General features: G+C 70.2%; 16 protein-coding genes. 7 read left to right on the top strand and 9 right to left on the bottom strand.

Features of this window, described 5'->3' with window-relative positions:
• Complete coding sequence (locus V6M57_RS01545; RefSeq protein WP_332813219.1) at positions 1–963, bottom strand: UDP-glucuronic acid decarboxylase family protein; 963 nt, start codon at positions 961–963, stop codon at positions 1–3.
• A 180-nt stretch (positions 964–1,143) separates the two neighbouring features.
• Between V6M57_RS01545 and V6M57_RS01540 the strand changes: the two genes are divergently transcribed.
• Positions 1,144–2,583, top strand: coding sequence for an NAD-dependent succinate-semialdehyde dehydrogenase (locus V6M57_RS01540; RefSeq protein WP_332813218.1), 1,440 nt, complete (start codon positions 1,144–1,146; stop codon positions 2,581–2,583).
• 255 nt (positions 2,584–2,838) lie between these two features.
• On the opposite strand, the gene V6M57_RS01535 is transcribed toward V6M57_RS01540, so the two are convergent.
• Entirely contained in the window at positions 2,839–3,624 is a 786-nt protein-coding gene (locus V6M57_RS01535; protein WP_332813217.1) for an SDR family NAD(P)-dependent oxidoreductase, read from the bottom strand.
• A 108-nt stretch (positions 3,625–3,732) separates the two neighbouring features.
• Here V6M57_RS01535 and V6M57_RS01530 point away from each other — a divergent pair, with 108 nt between their 5' ends.
• Complete coding sequence (locus tag V6M57_RS01530) at positions 3,733–4,113, top strand: hypothetical protein (protein WP_332813216.1); 381 nt, start codon at positions 3,733–3,735, stop codon at positions 4,111–4,113.
• A gap of 7 nt (positions 4,114–4,120) precedes the next feature.
• Here V6M57_RS01530 and V6M57_RS01525 read toward each other — a convergent pair whose 3' ends face one another.
• Positions 4,121–4,795, bottom strand: a complete 675-nt coding sequence (locus tag V6M57_RS01525) for a nucleoside-diphosphate sugar epimerase (RefSeq protein ID WP_332813215.1) — start codon at positions 4,793–4,795, stop codon at positions 4,121–4,123.
• A gap of 84 nt (positions 4,796–4,879) precedes the next feature.
• Positions 4,880–6,601 (bottom strand): DEAD/DEAH box helicase, encoded by a 1,722-nt coding sequence (locus tag V6M57_RS01520; protein WP_332813214.1) that lies wholly within the window; start codon positions 6,599–6,601, stop codon positions 4,880–4,882.
• A 225-nt stretch (positions 6,602–6,826) separates the two neighbouring features.
• Between V6M57_RS01520 and V6M57_RS01515 the strand changes: the two genes are divergently transcribed.
• Complete coding sequence (locus V6M57_RS01515) at positions 6,827–9,025, top strand: DUF1631 family protein (RefSeq protein WP_332813213.1); 2,199 nt, start codon at positions 6,827–6,829, stop codon at positions 9,023–9,025.
• 418 nt (positions 9,026–9,443) lie between these two features.
• A complete protein-coding gene (ettA, locus tag V6M57_RS01510; RefSeq protein WP_332813212.1) occupies positions 9,444–11,111 on the top strand; it encodes an energy-dependent translational throttle protein EttA in 1,668 nt (555 codons plus the stop codon).
• 222 nt (positions 11,112–11,333) lie between these two features.
• Here ettA and V6M57_RS01505 read toward each other — a convergent pair whose 3' ends face one another.
• Positions 11,334–12,332 carry a P1 family peptidase gene (locus V6M57_RS01505; protein WP_332813211.1) on the bottom strand — a complete coding sequence of 333 codons (999 nt, stop codon included), beginning with the start codon at positions 12,330–12,332 and terminating at the stop codon, positions 11,334–11,336.
• A gap of 198 nt (positions 12,333–12,530) precedes the next feature.
• Here V6M57_RS01505 and V6M57_RS01500 point away from each other — a divergent pair, with 198 nt between their 5' ends.
• Positions 12,531–12,851, top strand: coding sequence for a hypothetical protein (locus tag V6M57_RS01500; protein ID WP_332813210.1), 321 nt, complete (start codon positions 12,531–12,533; stop codon positions 12,849–12,851).
• Positions 12,852–12,924: 73 nt separating this feature from the next.
• Here V6M57_RS01500 and V6M57_RS01495 read toward each other — a convergent pair whose 3' ends face one another.
• Positions 12,925–13,134 carry a hypothetical protein gene (locus tag V6M57_RS01495; protein ID WP_332813209.1) on the bottom strand — a complete coding sequence of 70 codons (210 nt, stop codon included), beginning with the start codon at positions 13,132–13,134 and terminating at the stop codon, positions 12,925–12,927.
• Between the two features lie 110 nt (positions 13,135–13,244).
• Here V6M57_RS01495 and V6M57_RS01490 point away from each other — a divergent pair, with 110 nt between their 5' ends.
• Positions 13,245–13,898, top strand: a complete 654-nt coding sequence (locus tag V6M57_RS01490; protein WP_332813208.1) for an ankyrin repeat domain-containing protein — start codon at positions 13,245–13,247, stop codon at positions 13,896–13,898.
• Positions 13,899–14,160: 262 nt separating this feature from the next.
• On the opposite strand, the gene V6M57_RS01485 is transcribed toward V6M57_RS01490, so the two are convergent.
• The 3 genes from V6M57_RS01485 to V6M57_RS01475 are packed head-to-tail and all read right to left on the bottom strand — an operon-like array spanning position 14,161 to position 16,302.
• Entirely contained in the window at positions 14,161–14,940 is a 780-nt protein-coding gene (locus V6M57_RS01485; RefSeq protein ID WP_332813207.1) for a BPSS1780 family membrane protein, read from the bottom strand.
• Positions 14,941–15,000: 60 nt separating this feature from the next.
• A complete protein-coding gene (locus tag V6M57_RS01480) occupies positions 15,001–15,963 on the bottom strand; it encodes a homoserine kinase (RefSeq protein WP_332813206.1) in 963 nt (320 codons plus the stop codon).
• 12 nt (positions 15,964–15,975) lie between these two features.
• Complete coding sequence (locus V6M57_RS01475; RefSeq protein WP_332813205.1) at positions 15,976–16,302, bottom strand: hypothetical protein; 327 nt, start codon at positions 16,300–16,302, stop codon at positions 15,976–15,978.
• A gap of 32 nt (positions 16,303–16,334) precedes the next feature.
• Here V6M57_RS01475 and polA point away from each other — a divergent pair.
• A partial coding sequence (gene polA / locus V6M57_RS01470) for a DNA polymerase I (RefSeq protein WP_332813204.1) occupies positions 16,335–19,096 on the top strand: 2,762 nt, incomplete at its 3' end.

The following is a 19,096-nucleotide window of genomic DNA, read 5'->3' as shown; positions in this document are numbered from 1 at the left end:
TCAGTGCGCCACCTGGAGCAGCTCTTCGAAGTACTCGATGGTGCGCGCCAGGCCCTCGCGCAGCTGCACCGTCGGTTCCCAGCCGAGCTGTTCGCGCGCCCGCCCGATGTCGGGCCGGCGCTGTTGCGGGTCGTCCGACGGCAGCGGCTCGAACACCAGATCGGAACCGGAGCCCGTCAACTCGAGCACCAGCTCGGCCAGCTGGCGGATGGTGAACTCGCACGGATTGCCCAGGTTGATGGGCCCGGGCGCCGGCTTCTCCAGCGCCATGTAGCGCAGGAAGGCGTCGACCAGGTCGTCGACGAAGCAGAAGCTGCGGGTCTGCCCGCCGGCGCCGTAGATGGTGATCGGCTCGCCGCGCAGGGCCTGCACGATGAAGTTGGACACCACCCGGCCGTCGTTCGGGTGCATGCGCGGGCCATAGGTGTTGAAGATGCGGCCGATCCGCACGTCGATGCCGTACTGCCGGTGGTAGTCCATGAACAGGGTCTCGGCGCAGCGCTTGCCCTCGTCGTAGCAGCTGCGCAGGCCGACCGGGTTGACGCGGCCCCAGTAGCTCTCGGGCTGGGGGTGGACGTCGGGGTCGCCGTAGACCTCGCTGGTGGAGGCCTGGAACACGCGCGCCCCGGTGCGCCGGGCCAGCTCGAGCACGTTGAGCGCGCCCAGCACGCTGGTCTTGACGGTCTGCACCGGATCGTGCTGGTAGTGCACGGGCGACGCCGGGCACGCGAGGTTGTAGATCTGGTCGACCTCCAGCTGCAGCGGCAGCGAGACGTCGTGGCGGATCAGTTCGAAGCGCGGCTGGTCGAGCAGGTGCTCGATGTTGCGCCGCGCGCCGGTGAAGAAGTTGTCGACACAGATGACCTGGTCGCCCTGGGCGAGCAGGCGCTCGCAAAGATGGCTGCCCAGGAAGCCGGCCCCGCCGGTGACCAGCACCTGGCGGCTGGCGTCGTATTGGCGCATTCGCTACTTCTCCTGCAAGGGTGAATGCCCCTCCCGCTGCGTTTATATCCATGGGGCGCGCTCCTGTGGGCCGCGGCGCTCGCCGCAGAGGTTGTTTTTTTGCGGTCGAGGTGCGGGGACCGGCTGCCTGTCGGATGTCCGACAATCCACTGTTTTTCCCACCTCCAGTCCACGAGCGACATGACCTACCCGAACACGCAGCTCTTCATCAACGGCCAGTGGCAGGACGCCGCGGATGGCCGCAGCCTGGCAGTCCTCAATCCGGCGACCGGAAAGGAGATCGGCCGCGTGGCCCATGCCGGCAAGGCCGACCTGGACAAGGCGCTGGAAGCGGCCCGGAAGGGCTTCGAGACCTGGCGCGACATGACGGCCGCCGAGCGCAGCAAGATCATGCGCAAGGCCGCCGGCTTCATGCGCGAGCGCGCCGAGTCGATCGGCCGCCTGCTCACCCAGGAGCAGGGCAAGCCGCTGGTGGAAGCCAAGGGCGAGGCGATGGCTGCCGCCGACATCATCGAGTGGTTCGCCGAAGAGGGCTTTCGCGTCTACGGCCGCATCGTGCCTTCGCGCGGCAACCTGGCGATCCGCCAGATGGTGATCAAGGACCCGGTCGGCCCGGTGGCGGCCTTCACACCCTGGAACTTCCCGATCAACCAGGTGGTGCGCAAGGTCAGCGCCGCGCTCGCCGCGGGCTGCTCCATGCTGGTGAAGGCGCCGGAGGAAACGCCGGCCGGCCCGGCCGAGCTGATCCGCGCCTTCCAGGACGCCGGCCTCCCGCCGGGCGTGCTGGGGCTGGTGTACGGCAATCCGGCGGAGATCTCCAGCTACCTGATCCCGCACCCCGTGATCCGCAAGATCACCTTCACCGGCTCCACCCCGGTGGGCAAGCAGCTGGCCGCGATGGCAGGCCAGCACATGAAGCGCGTGACCATGGAGCTGGGCGGCCACGCGCCGGTGATCGTGTGCGAGGACGCCGACATCGCGCTGGCCGTGAAGTGCGCGGGCGGCGCCAAGTTCCGCAATGCCGGGCAGGTCTGCATCTCGCCCACGCGCTTCCTGGTGCACGAGAGCATCCGCAAGGACTTCGCCGCCGCGCTGGCCAGGCACGCGCAAGGGCTGAAGGTCGGCGACGGCCTGGCCGAGGGCACGCAGATGGGCCCGCTGGCGAATCCGCGCCGCCTCACCGCGATGGCCGAGTTCATGAAGGATGCGGTGGAGAAGGGCGCCAAGGTGCTGGCCGGCGGCGAGCGCATCGGCGATGCGGGCAACTTCTGGCAGCCGACCATCCTGGACGAGGTGCCGGTGCAGGCCCGCGTCTTCAACGACGAGCCGTTCGGGCCGGTGGCGGCGATCCGCGCGTTCGACAAGCTGGAGGACGCGATCGCCGAGTCCAACCGCCTGCCCTATGGCCTGGCCGGTTACGCCTTCACCCGCTCGCTGAAGAACGCCGACCTGCTGGCGCGGCGCGTGGAGGTCGGCATGCTGTGGATCAACATGCCGGCCATGCCCTCCGCCGAAATGCCTTTCGGCGGGCTCAAGGATTCCGGCTACGGCAGCGAAGGCGGGCCGGAGGCGCTGGACGCGTACCTCAATGCGCGTGCGGTGGCGGTGATGAACGCTTGAGGCATTCACCTCCCTTGCATGTCATCCCGGCGAAAGCCGGGATCCAGCTCCGGGGCCCGGCCACGCGCAGTGCTTGTCCACGCCTTGCATGTCATCCCGGCGAAAGCCGGGATCCATCTCCCGGCACCCCGATCACGTGCAGTGCTTGTCCAGGCGACGGGAGATGGATTGCGGGTCAAGCCCGCAATGACACAACTGCGGCTCGACCCCGCAATGACACAGCTGCGGCTCGAGCCCGTAGCGCCCTGTCCGCCCTCACACCGGCACCGTGTAGTTCAGCGTCATCCGCCCTCCGTCCACCACCACGATCTCGCCCGTGACGTAGCTTGCCGCGTCGCTGGCCAGCCAGGCGACCACGTCGGCGATCTCCGAGGGCTGGCCCAGGCGCCTCATGGGCGTGCGGCTCATGATGCGGTTCTTCGCCTCCTCGCTGGTCAGTACCGCCTTGGCGGCCAGCTCGGTGGCGATGGTGCCGGGCGCGACCGCGTTGACGCGGATGCCCTTGTCGGCCAGCGCCAGCGCCATCACGCGCGTGAGCTGGTTGATGCCGCCCTTGCTGACGTTGTAACTGGCAATGGTGGGAATGGCGAGCACGCCGTTCACCGAGCTCATGTTGACGATGGCGCCGCCGCCCGCCCTGGCCATCTCGCGTGCCACGGCCTGGCCGGCCAGGAACGATCCCTTCAGGTTGACGCGCAGCACCGCGTCGAAATCGGCCTCGCTCACCTCGAGGAAGTCGGCGGCCTTGAAGATGCCGGCGTTGTTGACCAGCACGTCGATGTGCCCGTGGCGGCGCATGACCTCGGCCACCAGGGCGTCGACCTGGGCCTTGTCGCCGACATCGCAGTGCACGAACAGGCCGCCGAGTCCGGCGGCCAGCGCCTGGCCGCGCGGGTCCTCGATGTCGGCGATCACCACCTGGGCCCCGTCGGCCGCGAAGCGGCGCGCGCAGGCTTCGCCGATGCCTTGCGAGGCGCCGGTGACGATACAGACTCGGCCTTGCAGGCCGAAGCGGATGCCGGGTGAGGTAGGCGCGTTCATGTCGGCATCGTAGCGATGCGCTGCGGATATGGACGTCGGTGTTGCCAGGGCTACCATGCGCCGTCCGCGCGCCTGCCGCGCGATCACCCCGGAATCCGAGGCACTTGCATGCACTTCACCAAGGTCATCCTCTTCACCGACAGCGACGGCCGCGCCCGCTTCCGCGAGGAACGGGTTGCGCTGGACCAGGGCAAGCCGGAGGCGCGCCTGTCGGCGCTGCTGCCGGCCAGCGGCTGCCAGCTTCGGCACAGCCCCGTCGGATTCCGCAGCAGCTTCCACTGCTCGCCGCACACCCAGTGGCTGTTCGTCCTCTCCGGCGCGATGGAGATCGGCCTGCAGGACGGCAGCACGCGCGTGTTCCGCGCCGGCGAGCACTTCTGGTCGGCCGACCTGCTGCCCGCCGGAGCGACCTTCGATCCGGCGGTCCATGGCCACCGCAGCGCGCAGGTCGGCAACGAACCGCTGGTGACGCTGTTCGTGCGCGACTGAAGGCGGGTCAGCGGCGCGAAGCGCCCTGCATGCGGCCGGACGGCAGCACGGTGGTGCCGCGCGCCTGCGGCAAGGACTGCAGCAGCGCGGCTGCCACGTCGCGCGCAAGGATCGAGCGGTAGTTGGCGGGGATCAGCGGCCGCAGCGCGGTGCTGGCCCGCAAGGCCAGCGTCTCGCCGGAGCGCACCGGCTGCCCGAGCGACTCGCGGTCGCCCGCCAGGAAGGAGGGGCGCGCAATGACCAGCGCTTCGTAGCCGAGGCCGGCCAGCGCGGCCTCGAGGTCGCCCTTCACGCGGTTGTAGAAGATCGGTGACTTCGCGTCGGCGCCCATGGCGCTCACGAGGGCGAGGCGGGATGCGCCGGACTGGCGCGCGGCACGGGCCACCGCGAGGTTGGCTTCGAAGTCCACGGCACGGAATGCCTCCCGGCTGCCCGCGACCTTGATGGTCGTCCCGAGGGCCAGGTAGACCTCGTCGACGGACGGCAGCACAGGCAGGGCCCGGAAGTCGACCACCTGCTGCGCAAGCTTCGGATGCCGCGCGGGCAACTCGCGGCGCCCGATCGTGTGGACCTGGCCCACGTTCGCATCGGCCAGCAGCCCCGCGAGGATCTCGCGGCCGACCAGCCCGGTGGCGCCGGCGAGCAGGGCGGTGCGGGCGGCAGGCGGCGCGGACGCGGGCATTCGCCCATTGTGCGCCTCAGCCGCTGCAGCGAGTGCCCTCCGATGGGCCCGGGGCAGCCCCCTCAGGACAGCAAGGGCAAGGGGTCAGCGCCCGTAGCCGCGCGAGCCGCCGCGGTTGCGGTTGCCGCCACCCCCGCCGCGGCGATTGCCGGCGCCCATGGCATCGATGCTGGTGCGCATGGGATCGGGCTGGCCGTTGCCGTTGGCCGGGCGGCGCACGCCGATGGTGTCGCGCCGGCTGGGCAGGTTGGTGCGCAGCGGATCGACGTTGCGCGGCAGGCGTTCTTCGCGCTCCTCGAAGCCGTCGGCATCCGGGGCCACGCGCTCGGGCCGGGGCTGCTGCGGCGCGCGCTGTTGCCCGCCGCCGTTGTGCGAGCGACCGTTCAGGGCCTGCTGGGGCGGCTGCCCCGCCGGGCGGCCGCGCTGGCCGCTGCCGTTGCGCGGGCCGGCGCCGGCGCCGGCGCCGTTGCGGGCTGCGCCGTTTCCAGCGCGAGCTTCGCCGCCGGCCGCCTTGCGCTCGCCCCTGTTCTCGCGGATGCGCTGCATCATCTCCTGGCGGGCGGCCTTGGCGGCCGCCGCCATCACTTCACGGCTGGGCGGCTTGCCGGCGCCGCCCCAGAGGGTCTGGCGGCCCATGGCGATGGGCTCGGCGCGCTCGTCCGCCTCGGGACCGAAGCCTTCGATCACCTGCGCGGGGATCTGCTGCCGGGTGAAGCGCTCGATCTCCTGCATGAAGCCTTCCTCGTCCAGGCACACCAGGCTGACCGCCTGGCCTTCCTTGCCGGCCCGGCCGGTGCGGCCGATGCGGTGGACGTAGTCCTCCGGCACGTTCGGGATCTCGTAGTTCACCACGTGCGGCAGGTCGTCGATGTCGATGCCGCGGGCCGCGATGTCGGTGGCCACCAGCGCCCGGATCTCGCCGCTCTTGAAGCCGGCCAGCGCCTGGGTGCGCGCGCCCTGGCTCTTGTTGCCGTGCAGGGCCATGGCGGTGACGCCGTTCTTGTTCAGGAACTCGGCCACGTGGTTGGCGCCGAACTTGGTGCGGGTGAAGACCAGCACCTGGCTCCAGTCGTGCTCCTGGATGATGTGGGCCAGCAGCTGCTTCTTCTTCGCGCGCCCCACGGGGTGCACCACCTGCGTGATGCGCTGGACCGTGGTGTTGCGGGGTGTGACCTGGATGCTACGCGGGTCGCGTAACAATGCGTTTGCAAGGTCACGAATTTCATCGCTGAAGGTGGCCGAGAACAGCAGGCTCTGCTTGTCCTTCGGCAGCAGCGCCAGCACCTTCTTCACGTCGTGGATGAAGCCCATGTCCAGCATGCGGTCGGCTTCGTCCAGCACGAGGATCTCGACGGTGGACAGGTCCAGGTGGCCCTGCTGCTGCAGGTCGAGCAGGCGACCGGGCGTCGCGACGAGGATGTCGACGCCGCTCCTGATGCGCTCGATCTGCGGGTTCATGCCGACGCCGCCGAAGATGACCGTGGAGGTCAGCGGGAGGTGCTTGCCGTAGGTGCGCACGGACTCTTCCACCTGGGCGGCGAGCTCGCGCGTCGGCGTGAGCACCAGGGCCGCAATGCCGTCCTTGCCGAACTTGTTGGTCCTGCCCTGGCCCTTGGAGAGCTTGTGCAGCAGCGGCAGGGTGAAGGCGGCGGTCTTGCCGGTGCCGGTCTGCGCGCCGGCGAGCAGGTCGTGGCCCTCGAGAACGGCCGGGATGGCCTGGGCCTGGATGGGGGTGGGGGTTTCGTAGCCCTGCTCGCGCACGGCCTTGAGGATGGCGGGAGCCAGTTTGAGTTCGTCGAATGTCATGAACAGCGTGAGCGCCACACCGTGGCGCGGGTATCGGCCTGTGCGGCGCCGTGGCGCCGAGCCAGTCAGAGGCAGATGGGGTTGAGGTCGGGAGGGCTGCGGCTGCGTTGGCCGGCAACTCCCCAGCGAAGCGCTGAGCCCGCGCAAGCGACTGCTGTTCACGCGGGAGCCGCCATTGTCGCATGCTTCGCAAAGCTGGGTTGGCTGGCCATAATCAGCCCGACCATGGCCAAGATGCTTCCCCGGCGGTTCGGTGTCGCGGACGATCCGACGGCACTGCAGCCCACCCTCAACGACTGCCTCGGCACCATGCTGGAGCAGGCCCAGCCGTTGATGGCCGAGGTGGTGCAGGGCCTGGTGCGCGGCGCGGCGCCGGTCGGCCCGCAGAGCGTGGCCGCGTTCCAGCAGCCGGCCATCAAGCAGGCCATTGCCGTGCTCGAAGCACAGGCTGCGGCCGTGCAGGCCTGCTACGAGAAGGAACTCACGCGCATCGCGCGCGAGGGCGGCGGCAAGGAGCAGGGGCAGACCGAGGTGCTGCGCTACGAGGACCTGCAGCTGTTCGGCGACGACGAGCTCGACCAGAGCATCGAGGTGGCGCGCGCCCAGCAGGAGGTCTCGTTCGCCGTCGATGACGTGCTGCCGACGGTCGATGCGCTGGTCAGCACCTTGCTGGGCTGGCGCACCATCCAGCCCGGGCTGAATCCGCTGCGCCCCGAAGTGTTCGTGCGGGCGCTGCAGAGCACGCTGGCCGAGCACGTGCCGGATGCGCAGGCGCGCGAGACGCTGATCGCCCCGTCGGCCGGCCTGCTCGGCGCCCAGTTGCGGCGCCTGTACCGCGAGCTGTCGGACTGGCTGCTGTCCTCGGGCGTCGAGCCGGCGGTGCCCGTCGGGGGCAAGCTGCAGCAGGGCGGCGGCGCGCAGGGCGCCCAGGCCTCGGGCAGCATGGCCAAGACCCTGCTCACGCTGGATCGCCTGCGCAAGCTGCTGGCCGGCGACTTCGACGGGCCCGCGGGCAAGGCCGAATTCCTGCATACCGTGCCCGCTTCGATGGCGCTGCTGCAGGAGCTCAAGCAGGTCGATGCGCTGGTCAAGCGGCTGGAGCAAAGGCCCAAGCCCGCCCCCGCCGCGTCCGCGCAGCCGGCGGCCGCCCACGAGGCCGCTCCGGGCCTGCGGCTGGGCCACCAGCTCGGCGACGAAGTGCTGCGCCTGATGTTCGAGACCCTGGCGAAGGACGAGCGGCTGCTGCCCGGCTACAAGGAGCAGCTTCGCGTGCTGCAGCCGGCCGTGCAGAAGCTGGCCCAGAAGGATTCCCGGTTCTTCAGCGATCGGGCGCACCCCGCGCGCCAGCTGCTCGACCGCGTGACCCAGCGCAGCCTGGCGTTCAAGAGCGCCGACGAGGAGGGCTGGAAGCGCTTCCTCGATTCGGTGAAGTACGCCTCGCGCTGGCTCGCCGAGAGCAAGGTGGTCGATGCCGACACCTTCGGCGAACTGCTGGAGCACCTGCAGGGCGTCTGGGGCGAACAGGACCAGACCGTACGGCAGCGGCGCGAGGACGCCGCGCGCGCCCTGCAGCACGCGGAGCAGCGCAACCTGCTGGCCCAACGGCTCGCCGCGGAGTTCGCGCAGGCGGCCGACGGGCTGGAGGTCGCGCCGTTCGTCGTCGATTTCCTCAAGGGTTCCTGGTCGCAGGTGGTGGCCGAGGCCCAGCTGAGCTGCACCGACGGCTCGGACGACCCCTTTGGCTACCGGGCGCTGGTCGACGACCTGATCTGGAGCGTGCAGAAGTCCACCTCGCAGCGGCGCCGCGCGCACCGGCTGGCGCAGATGGTTCCGGCGCTGGTGGCGAAGCTGCGCGAAGGCCTGCAGCGCATCGCGTATCCCGTGGAACTGAGCGAGCACTTCTTCGACGGCCTGGGCGCGTTGCACGCAGCCGTGCTGCAGGGTGCGCAGGAAGACGCGCGCCGGCGGGCCGCCGAGCTCGAGTCGGAGCCGCGCCCCGCCGGCGCCGAGGAGGCGGGCGAGCCCTGGCTGGCCGACAGCGAGGTGCAGGAGTCGGGCTGGCTGGGCGACGAGTCGCTGCTGCCGCAGGAGCTGGCCGCCGCCGGCATCCCGTTCGACGATCCCGTCCTGCCGCACGAGCCGGTGCCCGCCGGCGCCGCCGACCTGCGCACCGGCACCTGGGCCGAACTGGTGGTCGAGGGCCAGTGGACGCGCGTGCAACTCACCTGGGCCAGCCCGCACGGCACGCTGTTCATGTTCACCTCGCTGGCCGGCACCGCGCACTCCATGTCGCGGCGCACGCTGGAGCGCCTGCGTTCGCAGGGCTCGCTGCGTGTGGTCGCCGACCGCCCGGTGGTGGACGACGCGCTGGACCAGGTGGCCAAGGCGGCGCTGAAGAACAGCCTGGAGGGCGGGGGGGAGTAAGGCACCGGCGTTCCGGCTTGCTCCGCGGCCCAAGGCCAACCGTGGTTTCCCGGCCGCGGCTCGTCGATCCCTCTCGTCGATCTCCTTTCGTCGATCCCCTTTCGTTTCGTCGAACCCGGCGCTCCACGCTCCATGTCATCCCGGCGAAAGCCGGGATCCAGCTCCCGGGCGACGTTCGTGCGCAGTATTGGATGCGGGCGATGGATTGCGGGTCAAGCCCGCAATGACACGCCTCGGGTCAGCCCGCAATGACACGACCCGGAGCAAGCCCGCAATGACTCGGCCTGAGACATGCCCGCTTGACTCGGCCTGGATCGAGCCGGTAATGACACGTCGGGCGGCAATGTCGCACCCCGCCCTGCGGCAATGCCCAACGGGGATAATGCGCGGTTTCGCCCGGCATTCCCACCAAGCTCCAATGGCCCAGTACGTCTACACCATGAACCGCGTCGGCAAGATCGTGCCGCCGAAGCGGCAGATCCTGAAGGACATCTCGCTGTCCTTCTTCCCCGGCGCCAAGATCGGCGTGCTCGGCCTCAACGGCTCGGGCAAGTCGACGCTGCTCAAGATCATGGCCGGCATCGACACCGAGATCGAAGGCGAAGCCACGCCGATGCCGGGCCTGAAGATCGGCTACCTGCCGCAGGAACCGCAGCTCGACCCCGAGCAAACCGTGCGCGAGGCGGTCGAAGGCGGCATGGGCGAGGTCAATGCCGCCAAGCAGCGGCTGGAGGAGGTCTACGCTGCCTACGCCGAACCCGATGCCGACTTCGACCAGCTGTCGGAGGAGCAGGCCAGGCTGGAGGCCATCATCGCCGCCGCCGGCGCGGAGAGCGACACCGAGCACCAGCTCGAGATCGCGGCCGACGCGCTGCGCCTGCCGCCCTGGGACGCGGTGATCAGGAACCTGTCGGGCGGCGAGAAGCGCCGCGTGGCGCTGTGCCGCCTGCTGCTGTCCAAGCCCGACATGCTGCTGCTGGACGAGCCCACCAACCACCTGGACGCCGAGTCGGTGGAGTGGCTGGAGCAGTTCCTAGCGCGCTTCCCGGGCACGGTGGTGGGCATCACCCACGACCGCTACTTCCTGGACAACGCCGCCGAGTGGATCCTGGAACTGGACCGCGGCCGCGGCATCCCCTGGAAGGGCAACTACAGCACCTGGCTGGAGCAGAAGGAAGCCCGCCTGGAGGCCGAGCAGAAGGGCGAGGAAGCCCGTGCCAAGGCCATGAAGAAGGAACTGGAGTGGGCGCGCCAGAACCCCAAGGGCCGCCAGGCCAAGAGCAAGGCGCGCCTGGCCCGCTTCGAGGAGCTTTCCGACGTCGAGTACCAGAAGCGCAACGAGACCAACGAGATCTTCATCCCGGTGGCCGAGCGCCTGGGCACCGAGGTGATCGAGTTCGAGAACGTCTCCAAGTCCTTCGGCGACCGCCTGCTGATCGACAACCTGAGCTTCAAGGTCCCGGCCGGCGCCATCGTCGGCATCATCGGCCCCAACGGCGCCGGCAAGTCCACGCTGTTCAAGATGATTGCCGGGCGCGAGAAGCCGGACTCGGGCAGCGTGAAGATCGGCAAGACCGTGAAGCTGGCCTTCGTCGACCAGAGCCGCGACGAACTGTCCAACGACAAGACGGTCTGGGAGGACATCTCCGGCGGCCTGGACATCATCACCGTCGGCAAGTTCCAGATGGCCAGCCGGGCCTACTGCGGCCGCTTCAACTTCAACGGCGGCGACCAGCAGAAGAAGGTGGGCACGCTGTCCGGCGGCGAGCGCGGCCGCCTGCACCTGGCCAAGACGCTGATGCAGGGCGCCAACGTGCTGCTGCTGGACGAGCCGTCCAACGACCTGGACGTGGAAACGCTGCGGGCGCTGGAGGATGCGCTGCTCGAATTCGCCGGCAGCGTCATGGTGATCAGCCACGATCGCTGGTTCCTCGACCGCATCGCCACCCACATCCTGGCCGCCGAGGGCGACAGCCAGTGGGTGTTCTTCGACGGCAACTACCAGGAGTACGAGGCCGACAAGAAGAAGCGCCTGGGCGAGGAGGGGGCCAAGCCGAAGCGGGTTCGGTTCAAGGCGCTCAAGTAGGCGACAGCTTCGCTGCGCCTGCGTCCCCGTGGAGGCATGCCTGCGCATGTCAGCATCCATCCGCCATGTCATCCCGGTGCAAGCCGGGATCCATCACCCGCCCGCGACTATCGCACTGCCGTATTCGGTCGTCGGGTGATGGATTGCGGGTCAAGCCCGCCATGACACCGCCAAGCGCGACGCCGCCGCCTGGCGCCCTGAGCCCGTCGGGGTCCGCCCCGACTACAACTCGCCGGCCGCCGGCACGCGCACGCCGTCCACCGTCATGCCGCGCGCGGTGCGGACGGCGCGCACGGTCGCCAGCGCCACGGCCTCGGCGGCCATGGTGGCCAACAGCATCATCTCGGCCGCCCGGCCGGAAGCGCCCGTGCCCAGCGCGAACAGCGTGTCGCCATCCAGCAGCGTGTGCGCCGGGTTGATGGCGCGCGCGAAGCCGTCGTGGCCCACGGTCGCCAGGCGCGCCGCCTGCGACTTGGTCAGCACGGCATCGGTGGCGACCACGCCGATGGTGGTGTTGCCGCCCGGGATCAGCCGCTTGGGCGGCTGGCCGGCCAGCAGGGCGCGGCGCGAATCCATCAGCGTGCGGCCATCGTCCTTGCGCGCACCCGCGACCAGCGCACCGGTGTCCGGGTCCACCACGTCGCCCAATGCGTTGCAGGCCACGATCGCGCCGACCGTGATGCCCGCCGCGCGCACCGACACCGTGCCGATGCCGCCCTTCATGGCGCGGTCCAGTCCGAAGATCTTGCCGACCAGGGCGCCGGCGCCCGCGCCGACGCTGCCCTCCTCGGGCGCCCGGGCCGAGGCGGCGGTGCAGGCGGCAAGGCCGGCGGCCGCATCGGGCCGCACGGAGAGGTCGCCCAGGTAGAGGTCGAACAGCACGGCGGCCGGCACGATGGGCACCACCGCCGGGCCGACGCCCAGGCCGATGCCCTGTTCCTCCAGCCAGCGCATGGCGCCGCCGGCCGCGTCCAGCCCCCAGGCGCTGCCGCCCGAGAGCATGACCGCGTGCACGCGGTCGACCAGGTTGGTGGGCGCGAGCAGGTCGGTCTCGCGCGTGCCGGGGGCTGCGCCGCGCACGTCGACGCCTGCCACGGCGCCCTGGCGGGCCAGCACCACGGTGCAGCCGGTGGCCCGGCGCGTGTGGGTGAAATGGCCGACCTCGATGCCGGCGACGTCGGTGATGGCGCCCTGGGGCGCGAGCGTCTGCGATGCACTCATGGAACTGCGGCTCATCATAAGCGCGGCGACCGGCGCCGCCCGCCGCGCGGCTGTCAGTGGTGTCCTACCCGGTCCCAACCCGGTGGACGACAGGCCGCCAACGCTGGGCTTTCTACAGTCGACGAACCGCCGGCGCCGCCGGCGATTTCCTGCCGCCGACGCCGGCAATTCCTTCGGCCTGCACCACGGAGTACCACCATGAACAGCGAAACCTCCACCTCACCCTTTCCCACCAGCACTACCACGGACACGACCGGCACGGCCGGCAGCGCTTCCGTGGGCGGCAGCGCCATGGGCGGCATGGGCAGCGACAGCGGCCGGGTCCACCGGATGGCGCAGAGCGCCCATGACGCGGTCGACCGGCTGGAGCAGACCCTCAGTTCGGGCAGCGACCGCATGATGGGTTGGCAGCAGGAATATGGCGAGATGACGCGCGAGCAGGTGCGCGCGAATCCGCTGGCCGCGATCGGCGTCGCCTTTGCCGTCGGCGTCATCTTCTCCAAGCTGTTCATGCGCTGAGGCAGGCGCCGGCCCGGCGCGGCACCTCCTCCGGCGCCGGCTGCGTGGCGGTGCACGCAGCCGCCCGCCGGGATCAACCCAGGCGGATCTTGCCTTCCCGCACGTAGCGGTCGAACTCGTCGCGAGTGATTGCGGCCGAGCTGGCGTCGCGGCCTTCCTGCCAGCCGAGCGTGACACTGTCGTCGGCGAGTTCGATGTCGACCGGTCCGTCCGGGATGGGCATCAGCATGCCGTCGCCGGCGCGGAAGCAGACCTCTCCCCGGATCAGGGCTTGCTGGGACATGGCGCTCTCCTTTCCTCAGTCCAGCGGTGATTTCAGCGGCGGCGCTGATCCGTGGCTGTCGGAGGACGCCTCGTCAGCCTGACGGAGGCGGCGTGCAACACAATCACTGCATGCTTCGACGGACCTTGCTGGCAACCGGACTGCTGCCCGCGCTGGTGCAGGCGCAAGGCGGCAGCGCCCTGCCGCTCGTCGCCGCTGCGGCGCGCGGCGACACCCGCGAGGTGCGCCGCCTGCTGGACGCCGGCGCGCCCGTGAACGCGCGCGACGCTTCGGGCCGCAACGCCGCGCTCGCCGCCACCCAGGGTGGCCACGTGGCAAGCGCGTTGCTGCTGATTTCGCGTGGGGCCGACGTCAACGCGCAGGACCAGCGGCGCGACAGCGTGTTCCTGCTGGCCGGCGCCGACGGCCTGACCGAAATCGTGCGGGCGGCGCTGGCGGCGGGCGCCGACCTGGCCAGCACCAACCGCTACGGCGGCACGGCGCTGATCCCGGCCTGCCACCGCGGCCACGTCGACACGGTCCGCTTGCTGCTGGGCACCGCCATCGACGTGGACCACGTCAACGACCTGGGCTGGACGGCATTGCTGGAAGCCGTGATCCTGGGCGACGGCGGACCTCGCTACGTCGAGATCGTGCGGCTGCTGCTCGCGCACCGGGCGAACCCGAACCTTGCCGACCGGCACGCAGCCACGCCGCTGCAGCACGCGCGCCAGCGCGGGCTCGGGGACATCGCGCGCCTGCTGCAGGCGGCCGGCGGACGGTGAGCTCATCCGCGGACCGACCTCATCCGGGACGGACATTCCCCCGGGGGCGGACATCGCCCCGGGGGCGGATATCGTTCGGGAGGGGGCGGACATCGTCCGGGAGGGGGCGGACGTCGTCCGGGAGGGGCGGGACATCGCCCGTAACGGTGACATCATCCTCGTCATCCCGGCGAAAGCCGGGATCCATCTCCCGCCCCTCGGAACACGCGAGCGCGTGTTCGACACGGCAGATGCATGACCCGGCTTCAATCGCCGCCGGCAGTCACGACCGATCTTTCTCCCCAGCTGGCGAGGCGGGTTCGTCGCCCGTGAAGCTGTCGCGGAAGGTGAACCAGATCGAGCTGGTGAACATGGCGGCCATCAGCAGGGCGGTGGGCACCATCACGGCGCGCGCCAGGTTGGCGCCGCCGGCGATGACGCCCAGCAGCCCCAGCACGGTGCCCACCAGCAGGAACACGCCCATCCACGCCAGGCCATAGACCAGCAGCGCGCCCAGGTTGCGCCAGCAGGCGACCACGCTGAAGAACAGGCTCTTGGCCGGCGTGACGCCGTGCCAGTGCACCAGCGCCGGTGCGTGCCAGAACATCAGGAACAGGGGCGTGTGCAGCAGCAGCGTGAAAAGCAGGCCGGAATCGATCGGGGGCTGCTCGGGGGTGGCACCGGGCGCCGCGGCGGGCGCGCCGCCGGCGAGCAGCGAGCCCAGCGAGGTCGCCGCAACCGAAGCCACGGTGTAGATCACGCCCAGCACCAGCATGGAGCGCAGGCGCTCGCGCCCGGCGCGGAAGGCGCTGACCAGCACCGTGGGCATGGGAAAGCGCCCGCTGGCCGCTTCGGCCGTGGCGGCCATCAGCCCCAAGGTGGCGGCCGGCACCAGGATGCCGCCGATCACCATGCCCACCAGCGGGATCTGGGTGACCACCAGCACCACGGCCATGTACATGAAGAACAGCCCCGCCAGGGCGAGCGGCTGCCGCAGGAAGGTGCGGATGCCGAGCCGGACCCAGAGCAGGCCGGTGCGGGCCGGGACGACGTTGAGTTTCATTCGGGAACAGCAGGGAAGGCGGCGTGACGAATTTAACGCACCCCACCGGGGGACGGCCCTTCAGGGCGTGAGCGGCCGCGCGACGCGCTCGCGCAGCACGCGCTCGAAGTGGGCGGGGTCGTGCGGCTGCAGCAGGGCCGCCTCGCGCGGCAGGTGGAAGTCCCACAGCCGCGAGATCCAGAAGCGCAGCGCGCCGGCGCGCAGCATGGCGGGCAGCAGGCGGCGCTCGGCGTCCTCCAGTGGGCGGACCCGCTGGTAGGCCTGCAGGAAGGCATCGGCACGCACCGGGTCGTGCGCGCCGGTGGGCAGGTCGATGCACCAGTCGTTCAGGCACACCGCAAGGTCGAACAGCCAGCTGTCCACCCCGGCGAAGTAGAAGTCGAACAGGCCGGTGAGCGTGCCGCCCTCGAACAGCACGTTGTCGCGGAACAGGTCGGCGTGGATCGGCCCCCGCGGCAGCGCGGCGTACGCCGGCGAAGCGGCGACGTGGTTCTGGAAAGCCAGTTCGCCGGCCAGCAGCGTGGCTTGCTCCGGTTGCAGGAACGGCAGCACCACCGGCACCGTCTCGTTCCACCAGGCCAGCCCGCGCAGGTTGGGCTGGCTGCGGTCGAAATCGCGCCCGGCCAGGTGCAGCCGAGCCAGCATCTCGCCGACGGCGGCGCAGTGGGCCGCGATCGGCGCCAGCTCGCTGTGCCCCGGCAGGCGATCGACCACCGCCGCCGGCTTGCCGCACAGCCTGTGCAGGATGTCGCCGTCGCTGTCGCCCTGCGGATCCGGCACCGGGATCCCGCGGTGCGCCAGGTGCTTCATCAGGTGCAGGTAGAACGGCAGCTGCTCGAAGCCCAGGCGCTCGAACAGCGTCAGCACCCATTCGCGGCGCCGGCCCTCCTGCTCGGTGGACAGGAAGTAATTGGTGTTCTCTATGCCGCCCTGGATGCCGCTCAGGGCGACGAACTCGCCCAGGCCCAGCCGTTGCGCGAGCTTGCGCGCCTCCTCCTCCGGAACCTCGGTGAAGACCGCCATGGCGATGGGTGATCAGAAGCGGAACACGTTCCAGAAGCGCTGGCCGCCGCCGGCGGACCCCTGGCGCTCGTCGGCGACGCGGTCGCGCGAGGGCGTCGCCGGCATCACTTCGTAGGCCGGGGCTTCGGCGACCTTGGGCTGCACCGTGATGCTCTGGGCCTGGCCGGCATAGCGCAGTTCCTCGATGCGGGAGCCGGCGTCCTCGTGCACCAGGCGCTCGACGCGCTGGTTGCGGCGGCCTTCCAGCGGCTGCTGTTCCTGCGGCGCGGCGGCCGGAGCCTGCGCGAAGGCCGCGCACGAGAGCAGCAGGAGGGGGGCGGCGGCGATGGCGCGGGACATCGCTGGATTGTAGGCGCTGCACAATCCCCACCATGACCGACGCCGCCGACACCGCCACCCCCAAGACCCTGCTGCTGGTGGACGGCTCCAGCTACCTGTACCGCGCCTACCACGCCATGCCCGACCTGCGGGCGGTGCCCGGCGATCCCACCAGCCCGGCCACCGGCGCGATCCGCGGGATGATCAACATGATGCAGAAGCTGCGCAAGGACGTGCGGGCCGACTACGCGGCCTGCGTGTTCGACGCGCCGGGCAAGACCTTCCGCGACGACCTGTATCCCGAATACAAGGCCAACCGCTCGCCGATGCCGGACGACCTGCGCGCGCAGATCCCGCCCATCCACGAGGTGGTGCGCCTGCTCGGCTGGAAGGTGCTGCACGTGCCCGGCGTGGAGGCGGACGACGTGATCGGCACGCTGGCCTGCCTGGCCAGCGAGCGCGGCATCCGCACCGTGATCTCCTCCGGCGACAAGGACCTGAGCCAGCTGGTGGACGAGCAGGTCACGGTGATCGACACCATGAACGACAAGGTGCGCGACCTGGCCGGCGTGGAGGCCGAGTTCGGCGTGCCGCCGCGGCTGATGGTGGACTACCAGGCGCTGGTGGGCGACTCGGTGGACAACGTGCCGGGCGTCGAGAAGGTCGGACCCAAGACGGCCGTCAAGCTGCTGCAGGAGTACGGCTCGCTCGACGGGCTGATCGCGCGCGCGCACGAGGTCAAGGGCGCGGTCGGCGAGAACCTGCGCAAGGCGCTGGACTGGCTGCCCAGGGGGCGCGAGCTGCTGACGATCAAGAAGGATTGCGCGCTCGCCGAACACATCCCCGGCATTCCTTCGCTGGACGACATCGTCATCAACGGCCAGGACACCGAACGGCTCAAGGCCTTCTACGAGCAGTACGGCTTCAAGGGCCTGGCCAAGCAGCTCGAGACGCACGACGTGCCGCCCGAGCAGATCAAGGAGCACAAGGGCCGCGCGGAGGCGCCGCCGCCCGGCACGCTGTTCCAGGAGCCCGACCTGTCCGGCCTGTCGCAGGCGAGCAACCTGCAGTACGAAACCGTGCTCGCCTGGCAGCAGCTCGATGCGCTGATCGCTCAGCTGGAGGCGACGGAGCTGGTGGCGATCGACACCGAGACCAATTCGCTCGACGAGATGAAGGCCGAGATCATCGGCCTGTCGTTCTCCACCGCGCCGGGCATCGCCGCCTACATCCCGCTGGCGCACAGCTACGCGGGCGCGCCGGAGCAGTTGCCGCGCGAGGAGGTGCTGGCCCGCCTGAAGCCCTGGCTGGAGAACCCCGGCCGCGCCAAGCTGGGCCAGCACATCAAGTACGACCGCCACGTCTTCGCCAACCACGGCATCGAAGTGCACGGGTACGCGCACGACACCATGCTGCAAAGCTACGTGCTGGAAGTGCACAAGCCGCATGGACTGGCCAGCCTGGCCGAGCGCCACCTGGGGCGCAGCGGCATCGACTACGAGACCATCGCCGGCAACGGCAAGCACCAGATCCCGTTCCAGCAGGTGTCGATCGAGAAGGCCGCCGAATATTCCTGCGAAGACTCCGACCAGACCCTCGATGTGCACCTGGCGCTGTGGCCCAAGCTGGAGCGCGACTCGAAGCTGCGCTTCATCTACGAACTGGAGATGCAAAGCAGCGAGACGCTGTACCGCATCGAGCGCAACGGCGTGCTGATCGACAGCCAGGAGCTGGCACGCCAGGGCAATGAGCTGGGCCAGCGCATCCTGCGGCTGGAACAGGAGGCGCACGACCTGGCCGGCCAGCCCTTCAACCTGGGCAGCCCCAAGCAGATCTGCGAGATCCTGTTCAACAAGCAGGGCCTGCCGGTGCTGAAGAAGACCGCCAGCGGTGCCCCCAGCACCGACGAGGAGGTGCTGGAGAAGCTGGCCGAGGACTACCCGCTGCCGGCCAAGATCCTGGAGCACCGCGGCCTGTCGAAGCTGAAGGGAACCTACGTCGACAAGCTGCCGCTGATGGTGCACCCGCGCACCGGGCGCGTGCACACGCACTACGCGCAGGCGGTGGCCGTGACCGGCCGGCTGTCGAGCAACGACCCCAACCTGCAGAACATCCCGATCCGCACCACCGAGGGCCGGCGCATCCGCGAGGCCTTCATCGCCGCGCCCGGCCACGTGATCGCCAGCGCCGACTACAGCCAGATCGAGCTGCGCATCATGGCCCACATCAGCGAGGACGCCGCGCTGCTGCGCGCCTTCCGCGAGAACATGGACGTGCACCGCGCCACCGCGGCGGAAGTGTTCGGTCTGGCGCCGGAGGATGTGTCCAGCGAGCAGCGCCGCTATGCCAAGGTGATCAACTTCGGCCTGATCTACGGCATGAGCAGCTTCGGGCTGGCGCGCAACCTGGGCATCGAGACCAAGGCGGCGGCCGCCTACATCGACCGCTATTTCCAGCGCTACCCGGGCGTCAAGCAGTACATGGACGAAACGCGACTGTCGGCCAAGAGCCGCGGCTACGTCGAGACGGTGTTCGGCCGGCGCCTGTACCTGCCCGAGATCAACTCACCCAACGGCCCGCGCCGCGCCGGCGCCGAGCGCGCCGCCATCAACGCGCCCATGCAGGGCACCGCGGCCGACCTGATCAAGATGTCGATGGTGAAGGTGCAGGAGGTGCTGGACCGGGATGGCAAGCGCACGAAGATGATCCTGCAGGTGCACGACGAACTGGTGTTCGAGGTGCCGCAGGACGAGATCGACTGGGTGCGCAGCGAGATCCCGCGGTTGATGGCCGGTATCGCCGAGCTGCGCGTGCC

Source organism: Ramlibacter sp., assembly GCF_036676645.1.
GTDB lineage: Bacteria > Pseudomonadota > Gammaproteobacteria > Burkholderiales > Burkholderiaceae_C > Ramlibacter.
The sequence above is the reverse complement of the archived record's forward strand: the minus strand, read 5'-3'. Positions and strand labels throughout refer to the sequence as shown.

Coding starts and splice junctions, on each gene's coding strand:
- V6M57_RS01545 (WP_332813219.1), bottom strand. CDS start 963: ATGCGCCAATACGACGCCAGCCGCCAGGTGCTGGTCACCGGCGGGGCC.
- V6M57_RS01540 (WP_332813218.1), top strand. CDS start 1,144: ATGACCTACCCGAACACGCAGCTCTTCATCAACGGCCAGTGGCAGGAC.
- V6M57_RS01535 (WP_332813217.1), bottom strand. CDS start 3,624: ATGAACGCGCCTACCTCACCCGGCATCCGCTTCGGCCTGCAAGGCCGA.
- V6M57_RS01530 (WP_332813216.1), top strand. CDS start 3,733: ATGCACTTCACCAAGGTCATCCTCTTCACCGACAGCGACGGCCGCGCC.
- V6M57_RS01525 (WP_332813215.1), bottom strand. CDS start 4,795: ATGCCCGCGTCCGCGCCGCCTGCCGCCCGCACCGCCCTGCTCGCCGGC.
- V6M57_RS01520 (WP_332813214.1), bottom strand. CDS start 6,601: ATGACATTCGACGAACTCAAACTGGCTCCCGCCATCCTCAAGGCCGTG.
- V6M57_RS01515 (WP_332813213.1), top strand. CDS start 6,827: ATGGCCAAGATGCTTCCCCGGCGGTTCGGTGTCGCGGACGATCCGACG.
- ettA (WP_332813212.1), top strand. CDS start 9,444: ATGGCCCAGTACGTCTACACCATGAACCGCGTCGGCAAGATCGTGCCG.
- V6M57_RS01505 (WP_332813211.1), bottom strand. CDS start 12,332: ATGAGTGCATCGCAGACGCTCGCGCCCCAGGGCGCCATCACCGACGTC.
- V6M57_RS01500 (WP_332813210.1), top strand. CDS start 12,531: ATGAACAGCGAAACCTCCACCTCACCCTTTCCCACCAGCACTACCACG.
- V6M57_RS01495 (WP_332813209.1), bottom strand. CDS start 13,134: ATGTCCCAGCAAGCCCTGATCCGGGGAGAGGTCTGCTTCCGCGCCGGC.
- V6M57_RS01490 (WP_332813208.1), top strand. CDS start 13,245: ATGCTTCGACGGACCTTGCTGGCAACCGGACTGCTGCCCGCGCTGGTG.
- V6M57_RS01485 (WP_332813207.1), bottom strand. CDS start 14,940: ATGAAACTCAACGTCGTCCCGGCCCGCACCGGCCTGCTCTGGGTCCGG.
- V6M57_RS01480 (WP_332813206.1), bottom strand. CDS start 15,963: ATGGCGGTCTTCACCGAGGTTCCGGAGGAGGAGGCGCGCAAGCTCGCG.
- V6M57_RS01475 (WP_332813205.1), bottom strand. CDS start 16,302: ATGTCCCGCGCCATCGCCGCCGCCCCCCTCCTGCTGCTCTCGTGCGCG.